Annotated in this window: 14 protein-coding genes and 3 pseudogenes; 15 read left to right on the top strand and 2 right to left on the bottom strand. The window is 67.4% G+C overall.

What is annotated here, in order from left to right; all coding sequences use genetic code 11:
* The 8 genes and pseudogenes from RH94_RS02770 to snpA form a co-directional block, all read left to right on the top strand.
* The coding region (locus RH94_RS02770; RefSeq protein ID WP_143203943.1) for an AAA family ATPase at positions 1–547 on the top strand (547 nt) is incomplete at its 5' end.
* Positions 548–880: 333 nt separating this feature from the next.
* Positions 881–1,768, top strand: coding sequence for a septum formation family protein (locus RH94_RS02765; RefSeq protein WP_073946064.1), 888 nt, complete (start codon positions 881–883; stop codon positions 1,766–1,768).
* A 224-nt stretch (positions 1,769–1,992) separates the two neighbouring features.
* Complete coding sequence (locus RH94_RS02760; RefSeq protein WP_073946063.1) at positions 1,993–2,511, top strand: hypothetical protein; 519 nt, start codon at positions 1,993–1,995, stop codon at positions 2,509–2,511.
* Between the two features lie 312 nt (positions 2,512–2,823).
* The gene (locus RH94_RS02755) at positions 2,824–3,072 is read left to right on the top strand and encodes a hypothetical protein (protein ID WP_073946062.1); all 249 of its coding nucleotides are present in this window, start codon (positions 2,824–2,826) and stop codon (positions 3,070–3,072) included.
* 624 nt (positions 3,073–3,696) lie between these two features.
* Positions 3,697–4,796 (top strand): annotated as a pseudogene (locus RH94_RS39365) (IS630 family transposase).
* A gap of 834 nt (positions 4,797–5,630) precedes the next feature.
* Positions 5,631–5,858: a hypothetical protein gene (locus tag RH94_RS02735; RefSeq protein ID WP_073946060.1), complete on the top strand. Its 228-nt coding sequence runs from the start codon at positions 5,631–5,633 to the stop codon at positions 5,856–5,858.
* Between the two features lie 78 nt (positions 5,859–5,936).
* Positions 5,937–7,334 (top strand): VanZ family protein, encoded by a 1,398-nt coding sequence (locus RH94_RS02730; protein WP_079188866.1) that lies wholly within the window; start codon positions 5,937–5,939, stop codon positions 7,332–7,334.
* 1,220 nt (positions 7,335–8,554) lie between these two features.
* Positions 8,555–9,340, top strand: a complete 786-nt coding sequence (gene snpA / locus RH94_RS02725; protein ID WP_073946058.1) for a snapalysin — start codon at positions 8,555–8,557, stop codon at positions 9,338–9,340.
* Between the two features lie 301 nt (positions 9,341–9,641).
* Here the strand turns inward: snpA and RH94_RS02720 are convergent.
* Positions 9,642–9,848: pseudogene (locus RH94_RS02720) on the bottom strand (IS3 family transposase); the annotation flags it as partial.
* 116 nt (positions 9,849–9,964) lie between these two features.
* On the opposite strand from RH94_RS02720, the pseudogene RH94_RS02715 reads away from it, so the two are divergent.
* The 3 genes and pseudogenes from RH94_RS02715 to RH94_RS02705 form a co-directional block, all read left to right on the top strand.
* Positions 9,965–10,582 (top strand): annotated as a pseudogene (locus RH94_RS02715) (tyrosine-type recombinase/integrase); the annotation flags it as partial.
* A 163-nt stretch (positions 10,583–10,745) separates the two neighbouring features.
* Positions 10,746–11,159: a DUF6083 domain-containing protein gene (locus RH94_RS42065; RefSeq protein WP_324614221.1), complete on the top strand. Its 414-nt coding sequence runs from the start codon at positions 10,746–10,748 to the stop codon at positions 11,157–11,159.
* Between the two features lie 352 nt (positions 11,160–11,511).
* On the top strand, positions 11,512–12,441 hold the full coding sequence (locus RH94_RS02705) for a phosphotransferase family protein (protein WP_073946056.1): 930 nt from the start codon (positions 11,512–11,514) through the stop codon (positions 12,439–12,441).
* 46 nt (positions 12,442–12,487) lie between these two features.
* Here RH94_RS02705 and RH94_RS02700 read toward each other — a convergent pair whose 3' ends face one another.
* Positions 12,488–13,723 (bottom strand): hypothetical protein, encoded by a 1,236-nt coding sequence (locus tag RH94_RS02700; RefSeq protein WP_199880851.1) that lies wholly within the window; start codon positions 13,721–13,723, stop codon positions 12,488–12,490.
* A 385-nt stretch (positions 13,724–14,108) separates the two neighbouring features.
* Between RH94_RS02700 and RH94_RS02695 the strand changes: the two genes are divergently transcribed.
* The 4 genes from RH94_RS02695 to ltrA all read left to right on the top strand — a co-directional run bounded on the left by RH94_RS02695 (position 14,109) and on the right by ltrA (position 17,259).
* Positions 14,109–14,669, top strand: a complete 561-nt coding sequence (locus RH94_RS02695) for a bifunctional DNA primase/polymerase (RefSeq protein ID WP_234425490.1) — start codon at positions 14,109–14,111, stop codon at positions 14,667–14,669.
* Positions 14,659–14,979: a hypothetical protein gene (locus RH94_RS02690; RefSeq protein WP_073946054.1), complete on the top strand. Its 321-nt coding sequence runs from the start codon at positions 14,659–14,661 to the stop codon at positions 14,977–14,979. Before RH94_RS02695 ends, RH94_RS02690 begins: the two co-directional genes overlap by 11 nt.
* A 4-nt stretch (positions 14,980–14,983) precedes the next feature.
* Entirely contained in the window at positions 14,984–15,316 is a 333-nt protein-coding gene (locus tag RH94_RS02685; RefSeq protein ID WP_079188864.1) for a hypothetical protein, read from the top strand.
* A gap of 563 nt (positions 15,317–15,879) precedes the next feature.
* Positions 15,880–17,259 carry a group II intron reverse transcriptase/maturase gene (gene ltrA, locus RH94_RS02680; RefSeq protein WP_073946045.1) on the top strand — a complete coding sequence of 460 codons (1,380 nt, stop codon included), beginning with the start codon at positions 15,880–15,882 and terminating at the stop codon, positions 17,257–17,259.
* Positions 17,260–17,356 lie beyond the last annotated feature (97 nt).

Here is a 17,356-nt window from a genome sequence, read left to right as displayed (position 1 = left end):
ATGCGGGTCCCCGGGGGCCGGAAAGACCACCGTTGCCCGCGCGACGGCGCGCCGCCTCGGTGTGCCGTTCCTGACCCGGGACGAGATCAAGGCCGGGCTCGGGCTGTCCTCCGCTTCCGTCGCCGAGGACGGCGGTGTCCAGCTCAACCCGGACTTCCACATCGCCGGCGGACCTCTGAGCCTCCGCGCTGAGGCCGTGATGGTCAACGCAGCCCGGCTGCTCGCCTCCTCAGGGGTGAGCTTCGTCGTGGAGTCCTCCGTGCTGTCGCACAAGCTGCTGGATGCGCTGCTCGCATGTGACGCCCGAGTGCTCGCCGTTCACGTCGTCGCCCGCGAACCGGTCATCGACGAGCGCCTCCGCGCCCGGGCGGCCGAAGGCGGGGCAGCCGACCGACAGCTCTCGTCCCAGTTCCGGCGAGGCGAGATGAAGCGGTCGATCTTCGATCCGCCGGGTGGAGTCGATGCCGTCGTCGAAGTCGATACCTCGGAGGCTGGTGATCCGGACATCGACCCCATCGAGACGGCAGTCGTCGCCCTGATGCGGTGACCGAGCATGATCTGCCGGATCTGCCGGATCTGCCGGATCGACCGACCGGAGTCGACGAGATCGATGACCTCGCGCCGGAACCCGGTCGGGTAACTGCGGGGCAACAGAGCCTCCTTGAGTGTCCGGAACACCACCTGTCCAGCAAGGCGACTCCACCGGACCCGGGGCACATCACTCCCGCTCCCACCTGCGAGCAGCCCGGATACAACCCTCGTGGCCCGTCGCGAGTCGGAGACGCCGAGATGAGGTAAGGGTCCTCGCGTAACCGGGCCACAGGAATGGCATACGATGCGCGCGACCCTCATGAAGATCACATAAGAGGATGTACACGTCATGGCAATCCGTGCCTCGTATCGTTCCCTTCGCGGCATATCCGCCGTTGCCGTCCTGCTCGGGATCGGTGCGGTGGGATGCTCGGACGTCTCCGACGCCGTCGGCAGCGCCAAGGACGGCGTGAAGAAGGTGGCTCGCCAGCGCTCGGTGTTCTCGCTGGACGTCGGCGACTGCTACAACCCGAACAGCAAGGCCGAGGGAGAAGCGTACGCCATCGAGATCGTGCCCTGCGAAGAGGCGCACGAGGGCCAGGTCATCGGCGAGTTCAAGATCGACGAGGGCAAGGAGTACCCCGGCGACGACGGGGTCTCGGCGATCGCGGACGAGCGCTGCCCGGTCGAGGCGGAGAAGTACGCCCCGGACACCTGGGCGCTCCCCAAGGGCGTCAGCCTCTCCTACTACACCCCGACCAAGGAGAGCTGGGCGACGGGTGACCGCGCGGTGAGCTGCACCTACACCGCGGAGAAGGGCACGTTCAGCGGCTCGCTGGACACCGCGAAGTCCCTCAAGCCCGAGCAGATCACGTACCTCAAGGGTTCGAACGCGGTCTACGAGGCCCTGTGGGCGAACCAGCCCGAGAAGGACACCGTCGAGGACGACCTGGCCGGCTACAAGGCACAGGCCAAGGCCGTCGCGGCCGCCCTCGACGCACACGTCAAGGGCCTGAACGGCATCGAGGGCACCGAGGTCGGCAAGCTCCGCGCGACGCTGACGAAGGCGGCCGGGAACTGGAAGAAGGCCGCGAACGCCGCCGACGCCGACGCGTTCTACACCGCCTACGACCCGGCGCTCACCGGCATCGACCCGAACGAGTCGGTCGCCGCCCGCAAGGAACTGGGCCTGGCCACCACCGTCCCGGCCGACGAGGCCGAGGTCTGGGCGGACTGACGCCCCGTCGGATGGGCGGGGCCGTGCCCGTCGAGGACCCGGCCCCGCTTCCTGGTGCTACTCCAGCAGGTGTCGCCAAAGTGTCACGCTCACATCAGGAGCGATGCGAGGGTGACGGCTGCTTGGTAGAACTGGGCGGTGCCTGCTCCGGAGCGGGCACGGATGACCATTTTGTCCGGCGCACCGCCTCCTCCTTCCGCCCCGGCCTTCACCTGGAGCCCGCTTTGCCTCTGCCGACAGGTACCACCCGCCCGATATCCCTGCTCCTGTCGACCGCGCTGGCGGCCGCAACGCTCACCGGCTGCACGTTGCTGGAGCTCGCCAGGGACTGCGAGGGGACCGAGGACCGGGTGAAGGAGACGGCGGCGCTCGACATCCTCGACTCCCGGCCCGCCGGGGCCACCGTCGCCCGGGGCTTCGAGAAGGTCGACGCCGGCTGCTGGGCGGACAGCGGCGATGTCACGGTGTATGCCAACCGGACATACGCCTTCCCCGGCACACAGGCCGAAGTGGCCGCGTACTACCGGACGGCGGCGGTACGGAACGGATGGAACCCGGACCCCGAGGCCTTGTCCGACGACCTGTGCTTCGTCAAAGAGAAAATGTCCCTGCAGGTCGTCTTCCTCACCGCCGAGGGCCTCGCGGAGGACGGTCACGGAAGCCGCCCCGACCTCACCGCCGGGGCCGGTTACTCGATCAACATCGACTCATTCGTGAACAGCGGCGTCGAGGCGGGCTGCTAGTACTCCAGCAAGATCACGACCTACAGCTGGAGTATTGGGCATGGCTCTGCCAATGTGGCAGATCAAATCCTGTGACCTGGGGCTGCCCGTCGGGACACCTGCCGATGGTGGTCACCGTCGGTCGGCCTCGGGGAGCCTCGGACGTGACCCATCCTTGTCAGGTCGATCACGGGGGTCGGCGAAATCGGTCAACCGGCTCTGCGTCTCGACGCTTCGTCCGCCAGGGTCCAGCGCCAACCGCCGCTGTCCGCGCCTGTCGATGTCAGACGCTGAGGTCAGCTATTCCATGCGGCCTTGGCAAAGGGGGATGAGTTGGTCCTGATCGCTGCAGGGTTCTTGGTGCTGTTCATCCTGTCCATCTTCTTCGCCGTTGTCGGGGTATACGCCCTGCTCCTCGGCCGCATGCCGGGCCAGTGGCTCCAACGACGGGTGCGGCAACCCAGGCTCTGGGGAGTGGGTTCCCTGCTGATGCTGATCAGCTGGAAATTCCACTCCCTGTCACTTCTCGCTGTGGGAATCGGCCTCGTCGCGTTGGGCCATGTCCTGAAGCCCATGCAGTGACAGCGAAGGTCGGCGGAGTCCCAATGGACGTGGCAAGCGCCGGCGACTGCGGTCAGTGGCCGGTTTACTGATCAGCCCTTCCGCTGACCAGCGAGACTGAAGAAGCCCACGGTCCTGACCAGTTCAGATGCCGCGGGCTTCTGTCGTTGTTGGTCGGCGTCGGCTGACCTTGGACGGCCCAGGGACGGCCCGTCCGAGGGACTGAGAGCTGGGACGCACGCCTTGTCGGCTCGGCGTCAACTGCCGGTGGGGGCGATGGATGATCAACATGCAGGTACGCGGGGACCAGGAAAGACTCGTGGCTCGTGCCCAAGTCGGACTGGAGTGGACGGACCTCTTCCCCGCCCTGGACCCGGTGAGCTTTCCGATGTTGTGGGCCTTGGCCCCCTGTGGAGATGCCGTCTTCAACAAGCGGCAGGTGCCGCTACTGCTCGCGGAACTCGATCGGCTTCCGGAGGCCCACGGTGGCACCTGGGTGGACCAAGCCCGAGAGTTGTGCCAGGTCGTTCAGAGCGGAACACACCGCTATCTCTGGTTCGTCGGCGACTACTGGCTTCGGCTCGTCAGGGTGAATCTTCGCGAAGTCCCTGAAGGGCCTGGGGCGGTGGCTGTATCCCGTGGTGTGTGAGATATGGCGATGGGGGCGGGTTGACCGCTGAGGGGCGTCGGCGCCGGGAGTCGGTACGGATGCAGGCGGCCGAGCTGTTCGAGCAGGAGATCAAGCCGACAGAGGTCGCACGGCGCCTGCGGGTGAGTCCGAAGTCGGCCTACCAGTGGCACCAGTTGTAGCGGGACGGCGGTGCGCAGGCTCTGGCCTCCCGTGGCCCGAGTGGATCTCGTTGCTGTCTGTCCCCGCGCTGTCTGGAGAAACTGGCCGCGTATCCGGGCAGGGTCCGGCCGCGCACGGCTGGGTGGAGGACCAGGTGTGGACGGCGGCGAGGGTGGCCACGCTGATCGGCAGGAAGTTCCACGTCTCGTACAGCGTCTCCGGGGCCACTCGGTTGATGCACCGGCTCGGCTTCAGCCCGCAGGTGCCCGTGCAGCGGGTCGCCGAGCGCGACGAGCAGGCCGTGACCGCGTGGAAGGAGAGGACCTGGACCGAGGTAAAAGAGCACGGGCGGCCTGCGGAGGCCACATCTGCTTCGAGGACGAAGCCGGGTTCACCCGCCGGCTGCCCAGGGGGCGCACTCCCCCAGGCTCCGCCCGGGGGTGCCCCCAGGGGCCGGCGGGGCCGCGCCCCGGTCGTGACCGTCAGCGGGCGGCGATCGGGGCGCCTGTCGGTGGCCGGGCTGATCGCCATGCGGCCCGGCTCCCGCACCCGCCTGTGCCACCGCCTGCGCACCCACACCACAGGCAAACGCCGCAGCATGGGCGAGCGCGACTTCATCGCACTGATCGACGGCGTCCACCAACTCGTCAAGGCACCGATCGTGCTGGTGTGGGACCGCCTGAACACCCACGTCTCCCACGCCATGCGTGAGCTGATCGCCGAGCGCGAGTGGCTGACGGTGTTCCTGCTGCCCGCCTACTCGCCCGACCTCAACCCCGTCGAGTGGGTATGGGCGCACGTCAAGCGCAGCCTGGCCAACCTCGCCGTCATGGCCCTCGACCGCCTGGAGGCCCTCGTCCGCAACCGGCTCAAACGCCTCCAGTACCGGCCCGACACCCTCGACGGCTTCATAGCGGGCACCGGCCTGGCCCTCGACGACCCAGCGTCACCCTGACGAGCCGAAGTCAGTAACGATGGGCACGCAACCGGCCCCGCGCAGCTGTCGGCACCACCGACCTGACCTGACTCCGGCCGCGGGTACCCAGCCGGGCAACCGCTCCACCCCGACGTCCTTGCGGCCCTCCTCAACGACGTCGCCATCCCCACCACAGCCGGCCGCACCGCCGCTATCTGACAGCACGTGCTGGAGATGCCTGCCCCGGTCGTCGCGGAGGCTCCGGGCTATCACCCGGGTCACCACGGCCAAGCTGGCCTCCGAGACCGGAGGCACCTGGAGCCCATACGCCTCTGGACCACCACCAGGCGGGGGACGAGGCAGCCGACAAGGAACATGGCTCGTTGGGCAGCCTGAAACGAGCGAATCGCCAGACCAAGCAGTAGCCACTCACGCCTGATGAGGCAAGGCTAATTAAAGACAAATTACGAGGCGAATGTCGGAGAAGTGGCCTGTCGAGTCGAGATTAAAAAGACTTATGGCCAACCGTGCACTAAACGCCTCCCTTGCGACTTTCTCATGTGACCCACGTCACGCTTTCGCAAAGTCGTTGCAATCTCCCTACCGAGGCCTTTAAGTTTCTCTGCATCCGAGAAGATGATCTTCACGGACCCGTTGGAGAGAAGGTTTAGAAAATGACTGCAGTTCGACGTATTGCCGCCACTTCGGCAGCCGTGCTCATTGGTATGGGTGTCATGGCCCCGGCCGCCATGGCCGGCGGTAACTTCGATTACGGCACATCCCGGTAACTTCGATTACGGCACATCCCGCACCAAGCTCAGCAGCGGCACCCTCTGGACCTCACTGACCAGCGGGACTGGCTCCTCCTGGAACGTGACCGACTCGTACGACAAGGACCCCAACACCAGCACCATTACCGCGCGTTTCGGGTGGACTCACGTCGGCGTCGCGCGCACCGGGTCGTGGTTCACCCAGTCGGGGGGCACCACCAAGAGCACCAAGTGGTCCAATTACACCCTCAGTGGCTGTAACCCCGTCGTCGGCTGGATGGAGGTCCAGGGTCAGCAGACCTTCAACAACGCGCCGGTCACCCAGTGCTGAAGCACTGAACGCGGGGCCCGCGCATGGCGGGCCCCGCACCCGCATCGATCCTCCCGCGCGAGCCCAGGAAACGACCGCATGATTCAGGCAATATTCAATGGTAATCAAGGAATGTTGGTGACCGCTGTCGCCTTCTCTTTGATTGCGGCTCTGGTGTCCTATTTTCTGGGGCGCCGTCTCGGAAAGCCCAGAGTTCTGTGCGCTCTGACGGGCGCCGCGCTCGCCGGTGTAATAACTGCCACGCTCTATCCTATTTCTCCCGATGCGCCCGCCTCGGCAACCTGCTTTATTGAACGCGACATCATCACAGGGACGTTCACTACCCAGGGGTTGCTGAACGTTCTCCTCTTCGTCCCTCTGGCGGCCCTGGCCACCTGGCTGACCCGCCGCCCGGTTCCGGTCACTCTGGCCTGCGTTGCCCTCTCGGCCACCATCGAGGTCACGCAGGCTCTTACACCGGGCATGGGGCGCGCCTGTGACAGCACTGACCTGTGGACCAACAGCATCGGCGCCTTTGCCGGTGCCCTCGTCGCAAGTGCTGGGCTGTACTGGGACACCGCCCGTGGTGGACGTGACGCCGCCGTCCTCATCAACAGGCGCCAGGTCCGCCGCTCCCTCATCGGATTCGCTGCCGGAATCGCCGCAATCGGTCTCACCAGCGCCTTCACCGTCACCTTCGTGATGGCAGAGGTGGCATGGGCGAACACCGCCTCCGCTGAACAGCAGGAAGCCGCCCGGAAAGCTATCGCCAACTTCCTCGGTGAGCAGGCCCATGTCGCATCAATGCAGTTCTTCCCCGGGCCCCCTGGAGGTCCTGGGCGGATCTCGGCCAACACCGACCGCGGGGTCCTCGACATTGAGTGGCCCTCCCGCGAGGTGACCTCCGGCCTGCTGCAGCCCACCAGTCCGGCCCTCGGGCCCGATGCCGCACCTGTCAGCGACGGTGCCGCTCTCAAGGCCGGCACCGCCTTCGTGCGCGACCACTTTCCCTGGGCGCTCGCCGGCCGTGCGGACGTCAGCGCCGCCGGGCCCCAGCAGGCCTCGAAACTGGTCTCCTGGCGCTCCCGCAAGAATGGCGTGCTGATGCCCATGCGGATGGACGTCCTCGTCGGTCCCGACCGTAAGATCATCTCGTTCACCGCACGTCACATTCCCGACCCCGAACTGCCCTCGGTTCGCGTCGACCGGCGGCAGGCTCAGGCCATCGCGACGCGCAAGTTCCCCGGTGACGTCGTCCACTCCGGTGAACTGCTGGCTCGCACCGACAACGCCGGCCGCTGGCGCCCGTACTGGATGCTGAGTGTCGGCCCCCCTGGCGCTGAGGCCGCCCCCTCTCAGGACGGCGTTGCCCAGGATGGCGGCCCCGACGAAGGCCCCTCACAGTCCACGACTGCCCCCTCCATCCAGGTGCTCGTGCTGGACGCCGTCACCGGAGCCGTCGCGACGACAAATTCCGACTCCGCCGAGCTGGACTGAGAGCAAGAGACCGATTGTGAGTCGATCACGCCGACCGCCGGCCTCACCGAGGTCCCGCCACAGCATCAGCAGGAGGGCGTAGCGGGCTGTTCGCTGGGGTGCTTGGATTCATCTGTCATGGCGGCATTATTCCTCCTCAGCCACCACTCACCCCAGATCCCATCCCGTACGCTGTCGACCCACACACCGTGGAGCGGGCGTGGTCCATGGCGTCCAGGTGGAGCGCGCCACTGTACGAACGACCTGGACGCCATGGGCCGCCTCTGCTCGGCTCTGCCTGGGTCGACGGTGGACGGGATGGGAGCTCCCCGCGCACGCCACTACGGACCCGCAGTCGGGGACGGCACCCCCTCCATCCCGGTGCCGGCCGATCCCCGCCGGAGGCGAGGAGGGGTGGCGCGGCGGCGACCGACCGGCGCCGCCGCGCTGTGCGCGGCACCTTCGATCTCCGATCGGACTGCTTGCAGTTCAGGAGGCCGGGAGCGACGGCGAGCGAAGCGAGCTCTTGATGACGTAGGGAAATTTCCACCGCGCCATGATCCGGAGTCATTGTCTTGTCTCGGTTGATGCTTGACGTTGTGGCTTCACCTGATGCTTGACACCGCTTGCCGCGGCTTGGCTGTGCGCGTCGGGTTGGCGTGCGCGGGGAGGGCCGGGGCCGTGTTGGTGGAGTTGAAGCGTGGTCGAGCAGAGATTTCTGATCAGGACTGAGCGGCGGCGGCTCAGCAGTGAGGGATGGCGCCCGACGTCGAGGCTGACTCCCTGGGGGACGACTCGGGGGCGGTGGGGCGCAAAAGGAACGGAAGCCCATAATCCGTGACGTTGAACACAGCGCTCCGCGATCAACCAGAGTGCTTAGTAGATACGACGTAGCGGGAATATGGGGATTTGTCTGTTTTGGGCGGAGTGCGGATCCTGCCGCGCGTCCCGGAATTCCGCCCGGCCGGCCTGCACGCCAGCTGCCCCGTGATGCAAGGCTTCTGACGCCGTGACAGCTTGTCCTCCTATCGCCGCGTGCTGACCGGAGGCTCGCGCGCTGCCCTGGCGAGGTCCTGGGACCTACGAGGCGACGTAGTGGCGGGACCCGTTGCACGCCCTGTTGAGCCGTTCTAAGAATGACGACTCACAGGACGTTGCTGCAGTTCGGGACCGGTGTTCACGCCGAGTCGACCGCGCACTGCGGCGCTCGGCGTCACCGAGTGAGTAGGAGCCCCCCACACATGAAGTTGTTCCGAACGTCCCCGAGACTCCTCGCCCTCGCTCTCGGCCTGGGTCTGGCCTCCAGCGTGCTGGGCGTGGCGGTGCCCGCGAGCGCCCAGCCGGCCGCCACCCCGTCCGCTTCCGCCGGTACCTCCATGGCGCGGTATGGCGGGTCGGTTGAGGAGGCCGCGAACAACAAGGCGTTCTTCGGGGCTGTGCTCAAGTCGGTCGCCCAGAAGCGCACCGCCCAGCCCAACGCGCAGGCGGTGACCCTCTACTACGACGCCTCCAAGGCACCGAGCTTCCGTTCGCAGATATCGAGCGCGGCCTCGATCTGGAACAGCTCCGAGTCCAACGTCAAGCTCGAGGAGGCTTCGAGCGGCGGTGCCGACTTCTCCTACTACGAGGGCAACGACCCGCGCCGCGGGTCCCACGCCTCCGGCGATGGCCACGGACGCGGCTCCGTCTTCCTCGACTACGCCCAGATTCGGCAGTACGACCCGATCCGCGTCGTCACCCACGAGACCGGGCACATACTGGGGCTGCCGGACGACTACAGCGGGCCGTGCAGTCAGCTGATGTCGGGCGCCGGCCCCGGCCCGTCCTGCACCAACCGCTACCCGAACGCCACCGAGCGCGCGCGTGTCGACCAGCTGTGGGCCACCGGACTCGCGCAGGCCCGGAGCACGGAGGACCAGCCCGCTGGTGACCCGAGCGCTGGTGACCCGAGCGCTGCACCGCCGGTACGGACCGTGACGCCGGACCACGGTCCGTGGCGTCCGCACCACAGCACGCCCTGGAGTTGATCGCGTTCCCAAGTGGGAAGCGGCTCGCTGTCGAGGGTGGCTTCAGCCACATGCTCAAGACGGTCGTCTGAGCACTCCTGCAGGCCGGCCGACAGACGCTGGTGCTCTGTATGGCTGTCCTGGGAGGGCGGAGCCGGGGAAGGCAACCGCCCACTGGTTGGTGGCCTGCAACATGGCCAACAGGGCCGGGTTGGTCGCCAACACTGCCAGCCCGGCCACGACCAGCAGAAGCCGGCTCTCTCGCCGCCCACCCGCGTCCCTGTAAGCACGGGCCTGCTGCAGGTTTGGGTGACAGGTTCGGTCACGCGGCCTGGAGGGCCGGTGTGGTCATGACGGTTTCGAATTCGACGGGGGTCAGTCGGCCGAGCGGGGCTTGTCGGCGGCGTCGGTGGCAGGTCCTCTGGGCCCAGGTCACGATTGCGATCCGCAGTTCCTGGCGGGTGTCCCGTGAACGGCGGTCGAGGACGTTCTTCTGCAGCAGGCTGAAGAAGGACTCCATGGCCGCCTGCCGCCCCGGCCCTTTCCTGTAGGCCAGGCCATCTGGTGGCTGTCGGGTGCCCGGACGGATTTCCGTGACCGGCACTGCGACCCGGGATCGGTGTGATGTCACCCGATCGTGCACCAGGCCCGTATGGCCGGGCGCGTGGTCGTCGACTCGTCGGCTTGTTCGCCTGCATGTATTACGGCGCCCTACGTCCCGCTGAGGCTGTCGGACTCACCAAAGCAGACCTGAAGCTGCCGGAGACCGGCTGGGGGACGGCCCTGCTGAACCGGACACGTCCCAGCGTTGGCAAGCAGTGGACGGACTCCGGCGAGACCCACGACGACCGCGGCCTGAAGAACCGGCCGGCCGAAGAGGTCCGGCTCGTACCGATCCCGCCCCAGCTCGTCGCCATCCTTCGGCAGCACCTCGACACGTTCGGCACTGCGGAGGACGGGCGGCTGTTCACCAACGAACGCGGGGGAGTGGTCGGCTCCTCGACGTACTACCGCGTCTGGCAGGAAGCTCGGGCCCTGGCGCTCCCGCCCGCCGCGGTCGCTTCGCCACTCGCTGCCCGGCCGTACGACCTCCGGCACTCGGCGCTGTCGACCTGGCTCAACTCCGGAGTGGACCCCACAGAGGTGGCCGAACGCGCGGGCAACAGCGTTGAGGTCCTGCTGAGCCGCTACGCCAAGTGCATCGACGGACGGCAGGAGATCGCCAACCGCAAGATCGAGGAGCTGTTGCGCGAATACGAGTGATCACGTGCACAGGCTTTAGCCCCCAGCCCGCACGGGCCGGGGGCTTCGTCGTGTCTCAGCCGCGCGTCGTCGGCCGTTGGTTGCTGGTTGCACCTGCCGCGTCGTGTGCCGTTTCACTGATAGACGGCTTCCCCAGGTGTCCCGTCCGGTTCGCGGTCTACGCATGTGCCGTTGGGCTGTCGACTCTCGCGGTATGGGGGTTTTCGAAGAGGAGCCGCGTCGGCTCGGTCGTGGGAAGTCCCGCTGTCCGTACTGCGGGCTGTTGGGGGAGCGGGTGGCGACGCTTGAGCATGATTGGGTGCTGTTGGAGCCGGACATGGCCCCACTGGCCCATACGGTGCCGGCGGAGCATCGGTGGATCGTGCTGTCTGACGGGCGGGTAACCGGCTACGGGGTGTGTCCGCCAGATCCGTATCAGCGGTGCCGTATCGAACACCGGCTGGCCTGCTCGGCGCAACCGCTGCCGGATCTTTGGCCGTGGCTGACGGCACTGCGAGACGAGAACGAGCGGAGAGCGAAGCGGCAGGAGGATCCGGAGCCGCCAGAGCCCCCGGAGGAATGGCCGGATGCGGGGTAACGGTCCCCACGCAAGCGACGACTGACCTGGGCAGACGCTTCAAGATCCTGTCCACGAATAGTCCACGGGCCGTGTCCTAGGGCCGCTCAGCGCTGCATACGCCTGCACATACACGAAGACCCCGGCCTCAGCGTTTCCGCTGGTGACGGGGTCTTTGGGCACCTCATGCTGGGTGCCCCCGGCAGGATTCGAACCTGCGCACACGGCTCCGGAGCCCAGGTGAGTGCGAGGGGTGTCGGGCGCGCTGACCTGCGGGGGAGGGGTGCATGGGCTGCACTCCATCGAAGATCATTACGTCCCTATTACGTGGGCGCCCTGTCCGCGGGTGCGGCTGCGCCGTATCGTCGGAGGCATGATCTCGGGCAGTAGCGGGGGACCGGTGGGCGGCGGTACGGAGTTCACGGCAGAGGGCGTGGCAGTCGTTCTGCGTGAGGCGTGCGAGGCTGCCGGACTGGATGCTGACGGGGCGGAGCTGCTGCGGCTCGGCTCCAACGCGGTGTACCGGCTGGCGTCCTTACCGATCATCGTCCGCATCGCCCGTGACCCCAGCGTCCTGCCGGAGATGGAACGCGCCGTGGGCGTGGCCCGCTGGCTGCAGACGGTCGACTTCCCGGCCACCCGGGTGCCGGCCGGGATCGCTCAGCCTGTCGTCGTCCGCGGCCTGGTGGTGACCTTCTGGGAGAGCGTCCAGGAGCGCGAGGAGTACGCGACGGTCGGCGAACTGGCCGACCTGCTCCGCCGGCTGCACTGGCTGGAGGAACCCGAGTCGCTGGGCCTTCCGTACTTCGACCCCATGGCCAAGCTGTCTGCCTCGCTGGACGGGCTGAATGCCGTCTCCGAGGAAGATCGGTCCTTCCTGGAGGAACGGGCGGCCAAGCTCGCCAAGGAGTACGACCGGCTGGACTTCGTGCTCCCCTTCGGGATGATCCACGGGGACGCCAGCATCGGAAACATCCTCCGCCACCGGGATGGTCATGCCGTCCTCATCGACCTCGACGGATTCGCCCTCGCTCCGCGCGAGTGGGACCTGATCCAGACCGCGCTCTTCTACGACCGGTACGGCTGGCACACCGAAGCGGAGTACGCCGAGTTCGTCCACCGGTACGGGTTCGACCTCATGAACTGGCCCGGGTACGAGACCTTGGCCGACATGCGGGAGCTGATGATGGTGGCGTGGCTCGGTCACCAGGTCGGCGTGAGCGAGCGTTCTGCTGCCGAGTTCGCCCGGCGGGTGCGGTCCCTGCGGACGGGCGAGGGACGCGAGGAGTGGAACCCCTTCTGAGGGGCGGTGGTCGTCTTCCTGCGGGGCCGGTAGCTCTCGGTCGACCCTACTGCTCCGCAGCGATCCACAACCTGTGTTCGCGGGCCTGCTCTGCAAGCTCACGCGCTGCGCTGCTTCGGCCGGCCGCGCTGAGGTTTCGGCGGAAGTCGGCGAGGTAGGTGATGCATCGCGCCGACTTGAGCTGTTCTCCGAGATCCAGCGCGTCGAGTGCCACGCGGCATGCCTCCTCGACGTCCTCGGCCCTCAAGTGTGCGTCGGCCAGGACCATGGTTGCGAAGAAGTCGCTCCGTACGTGGCTGCCGCTCATGGCGTTCTCGGCGTGGGCGACGGCTCGGCGGGCGCTGTTGACGTCACGGAAGCAGTGGGCGGCCTCGGCGGCAAGCTCGGCTTCGTCGAAGTAGCTGATCCACTCCGGTTCGTCCTCGTTGTTTCGGCTTTCGAGGGCCTTTGTCGCTGCGCTCAGGGCGGCCTCGCAGGCAGCGACGTCGCCAGTCCGTGCAAGGGCGCGGGCCTCCATGGCATGGAACTGCGCGCGCAAGGTCGGCGTAGCCACCGGAGAGATGCCCATGAGCGCGGCACGGGCGAGAGTGGCGGCCTGGGTGTACCGCCCCAGGAACGTCGCCTGATGGCTCATCGCTGACAGGATGCTGCCAGCGAGCCGGCGGTCGTTGGCGTCCTGGGCGAGACGGAGGGCCTGGAGGAAATACCGCTGGGCGAGCCCGTGATGACAGGCGTCGTAGGACATCCAGCCGGCAAGGAGGGTCGCTTCCGCCACGGTGGAGAACAGGGCCCGGCCTACCTGTTCGGTGTACCGGCCTCGCAGGAGTGGGGCCACGTCGTTGTTGAGGTACTGGATGACCGAGTGCCGCGCGTGGTCTCCGCCGAACTGGTCGTCAAGCTGGGCGAACATGTCCGCCGTGGTCTTTATGGCTGCCACGTCACCGAGACTGACTCGGGTGCCTTCGGTACGCGGCCGGGGGATGCCCGGCTCAGGCGCGACCAACCACCGGAGGGATGCCTCGTTCCATGCGGGCTCGGACGGCTCCGCGGTGAGTAACGGGTCGTACTGGTTGAGGTCGGCACGCCACAGTTGGCCAACCGTCCGAATGGCGTCGTCCGGGCTGGCGGGATACGCGGCGTCGAGCAGAGCGGTGTCTTTGAGTTCCCCGTGACTCAATCCGAGCTCGGCCGCGCTGGTGGTGAAAGCGTCGCACAGAAGCGGCCCGTAGAAGTCGTCCGGGGCGCTGTGGCCGTTCTCCCAACTGGCAATACGCCGCTTCACGCTGGCGTCCGACGGGAGTTGGTGGCCACGCTGGGCGGCGGCTTGGCGAAGTTCCCTTACCAGCCGTGGCTGACTCCAGCCCCGGCCCGTGCGGGCCTCACGTAAGCGGACACTGGTCGGCTTCAAGACGGCCCTTCACTCCCTGCGCGATGCCGGTGTGACAACTCGGGGTTCCGTTACTGAATGTACGTGCTGGTCATCGCTTCGTGCAGGCAATAACCGGAGATCGTCTGCGCGGAATGGGGAGGACGGGGGATGACGTGTCGTGCGTGGACGCGTCATTCCCCGTCACCTCTCGTCATCTGCCCTGGCCAAGGGCAGGCCGCGAGTCTGGACGCACGGCGGCATCGGGGCCGCACCGTAGTCCGACTGAGGGTGAGACGACGTGCAGAGGATGACCAGGCGGGGCATGGAATGGCTGTCTGCGGCGGCGGACGACCCGGCGCAGTGCCGACAGGTTTGGGAGGATGACCCGCGGATGCCCTGCCTACTGGCGACGGGCCGCTTCTTCGACGTGGTGAGCGTGGAACAGCGCCTCGGCTTGGAGATGTTCGACCGGCTCTTGCGCAGTGGCTTGCCGTTCGGACCCTCGGCCGTCGACCGCAAGGCGCAGCGCGTCGGATTCTTCCTCGGCTCGCAGAGCCGCGAGACCTTCGTGCACTACCTCGGACGCGAAACGTCCTCTCCGCCGCCGCACCGGTACCTCGGCCACGGCTCCGCCGTCGTAGTACCCGGCCCCATTCCGCTGTCCGGCGACCGCTACCAGTGGCTTCGCGCGCCGATGCGCCGGCCGGCGGCCAACCCGCCGCGACCGGTCGCTCTCGCGACCGCGCTGGTGGCCTCCGCGGAACTCCTCGCGAGGATCGACCGCTTCGACGAGCAGTACCCGACTCCGTACGCGGCGGTCGCTGCGCTCCCCGAGGAGACGACCACCGATGCGGGATGAGCCGACCGGCGGACACGACGCTGCCACATGGTCGCCTCTCGACAGCGATGGATGGTACGCGGCCCGAAACGCGACCACCGCACTGCGGGACGCCCTCGTACGCGCGGGCCTGGAAAAGGACTTCCCGTACCTGCGCGCGGACTTGAATGCCTTCGGACACGGCCTCGTCGAGTTGGGCCGAGTGTCTCCCGACACGGCCGAACGTCTTGCAGAACTCCTGCGCCTGGCGCTGGCAAGCGCCTTCGGCACGGGCCATGACGACCTCGGGCACGCACCGACCACCGCCAATGAACCCAAGGGAAGGACCTGACGTCATGACCGACCGGCGAGGAGTGGTGGCCAAGCGCGCGGAAGACTTGTTGCCCGGCGTGCCCTACGTCCGTGGCTGGAACCGCGCACGGCGAAGCGCCGGCACTCTGGCCGATCAACTGGCGCTGCTCGGGCTGGACTCCGACTTCCCCGGCCTGGTGGCCGACGTGAACGTTTTCGGTGACGGGTTGGTGCAGCTCGGCACCGTTCGCCCTGAAGCGGCCGAACTGCTGACGAAGTTGATCAGGGCAGGACTCGAAACGGAGCTGCACGGCGCAGCGGCTGAAACGTCTCCGGCCACTGACGTTTTCTCGTGCGCCCAGCAGGACAGGAGGTGACACCGTGACGTAGCGGTGTTCTTGCTGTTCGTAAGCTCGTCGTCGCCTGCCGGTGGAAGTCCGGTCCGGGTAGCTGCCAGGAGGCCCGGTAGCAGGCTGGCGGCGTCGGAGGGAAACGTCCGGCGTCGAAGCCCAGCGTCAAAGGCCCTGTAAAGGGGGAGCGACGATACGGTCCGTAGCATCACGCGAAGCCTGCGGCGTCGTTACTCAGCCATCCTTTCGGGTGGAACGAGGGAGTGCCGAGCCCTTCGAAATCGGGGTGAAGGCCATGGAAGCGGTGAAGATCCTGGACGGGCAGCCGTGAAGGACTCCCCGGCGTATGGGGCGCGGAACGTATCGAGGGTGGCGGCGGGAACTGGGGAGGCCCTCCCTGGCCCGGTGACCTGCGGAGAATCGTCGCCGGAAGCTGCGCGTCCTATAACCGGTGATCCCGGGAAGTGGGCGTGAGCCGGGTGGGCGTCGGAGGTGGCCGTAGTACTGCTTGAGCCGAGGAGACAGCACAACTCCCGGTGAGGGAAGGGCCACTGCTTCGTCGGTGCGTCATGGTGACAAGGAGGGGCCCGGTGAGTGCCCATATGGCTAGTCCCGCCGTCGGGGGACGTTCTCCCTCGGACAAGGTCCGCGCTTTGCAGCATGCGCTTTACCGGTCGGCCAAGGCCGATCCCGGACGGCGGTTCCACGCGCTGGGAGACAAGATCCACCGCAGGGATGTGCTCCGGCGTGCGTGGGCCATGGTGCGTGCCAACAACGGCGCACCGGGCATCGACCGCACCACCCTGGCCCAGGTTGAGGAGTACGGCATCGACCGTCTTCTCGACGAAGTGACCGACGAGTTGGGGCGGGGACAGTATCGTCCCCAGCCCGCCCGCCGGGTGTTCATCCCCAAGCCGGGGGTGAAGGACGAGCGCAGGCCGCTGTCCATCCCGACGGTTCGTGACCGCATCGTGCAGGCGGCGATGAAGATCGTGCTCGAGCCGGTCTTCGAGGCCGACATGCTGCCGTGCAGCTTCGGGTTCCGCCCGAAACGCTCGGCGCACGATGCTCTGCAGGTGCTCATCGACGAGCACCATCGGGGCAGGCGGTGGGTGGTGGAGACGGACATCGCCGAGTGCTTCTCGGCGATCCCGCATGAGGAGTTGATGCGCGCGGTCGAAGAGCGCATCTGTGACCAGTCTGTTCTCAGGCTCCTGCGGCAGATCCTGCGGGCCGGGGTGATGGAGGACGGGCAGGTGCGGCGGCCGGTGACCGGGACCCCGCAAGGCGGTGTGATCTCACCGTTGATGTGCAACGTCTATCTGCACCGGCTGGACCGGGCATGGGACGAGCACGACGGAGTCCTGGTCCGTTACGCCGACGACCTGGTCGTGATGTGTTTCTCCCGCAGTCAGGCCGAGCGGGCACTCGCCCGACTGGCCGCACTGCTGGGGGAGTTGGGGCTGAGGCCGAAGGAGTCCAAGACGAGGATCGTGCACCTGATGACGGACGGGGAAGGCTTTGACTTCCTCGGGTTTCACCATCGTCAGGTCCGCTCCCGGGGACTGCGCGGACGCCGACGCGTCGACTTCCTGGCCCGCTGGCCCTCGGACAGGGCGATGCAGCACGCCCGCGACCGGATCCGGGAGATCACCGCCCGGCGCCGGCTTCCGCTGCATCCCGAAGCGATCGTGGGGGATGTGAACCTGTTCCTCCGCGGGTGGATGGCGTACTTCCGGTACGGCCATTCCGCCCGCCGCTTCAGCAAGATCGGAAGGTTCGCGCGGGAACGCGTCGCGCACTTCATCAGCAGAAAGCACCGGCGCAGCCGGGCCTTCGGCTGGTGGGTGCTGACCGTCTCGTCCCCGAATGAACTTGGCCTGATCAGCCCGTATGGAACCGTCGTGGCACCCAGGGCCGGAAAGCCCTGGCGGGAGAGGCCGAATGCCGTCGGTGAACGGCGTCGGTGAGCCGTGTGCGGGAGAACCGCATGCACGGTTCGAAGCGGCGGGGGCTGGAAACGGAGCGGAAGCACTCCGCCACCGCGCCAGCCCCCGACCCTACAGC

The organism is Streptomyces kebangsaanensis (genome assembly GCF_001906585.1).
Lineage (GTDB): Bacteria > Actinomycetota > Actinomycetes > Streptomycetales > Streptomycetaceae > Streptomyces > Streptomyces kebangsaanensis.
Note: the sequence above shows the minus strand (reverse complement) of the source record. Positions and strands in the feature narration are given on the sequence as shown.

What these genes read in the sequence shown, in the direction of transcription:
- RH94_RS02730 (WP_079188866.1), top strand. Translation starts at nt 5,937, where the DNA reads ATGATTCAGGCAATATTCAATGGTAATCAAGGAATGTTGGTGACCGCT.
- snpA (WP_073946058.1), top strand. Translation starts at nt 8,555, where the DNA reads ATGAAGTTGTTCCGAACGTCCCCGAGACTCCTCGCCCTCGCTCTCGGC.
- RH94_RS42065 (WP_324614221.1), top strand. Translation starts at nt 10,746, where the DNA reads ATGTGCCGTTGGGCTGTCGACTCTCGCGGTATGGGGGTTTTCGAAGAG.
- RH94_RS02765 (WP_073946064.1), top strand. Translation starts at nt 881, where the DNA reads ATGGCAATCCGTGCCTCGTATCGTTCCCTTCGCGGCATATCCGCCGTT.
- RH94_RS02685 (WP_079188864.1), top strand. Translation starts at nt 14,984, where the DNA reads ATGACCGACCGGCGAGGAGTGGTGGCCAAGCGCGCGGAAGACTTGTTG.
- RH94_RS02705 (WP_073946056.1), top strand. Translation starts at nt 11,512, where the DNA reads ATGATCTCGGGCAGTAGCGGGGGACCGGTGGGCGGCGGTACGGAGTTC.
- RH94_RS02690 (WP_073946054.1), top strand. Translation starts at nt 14,659, where the DNA reads ATGCGGGATGAGCCGACCGGCGGACACGACGCTGCCACATGGTCGCCT.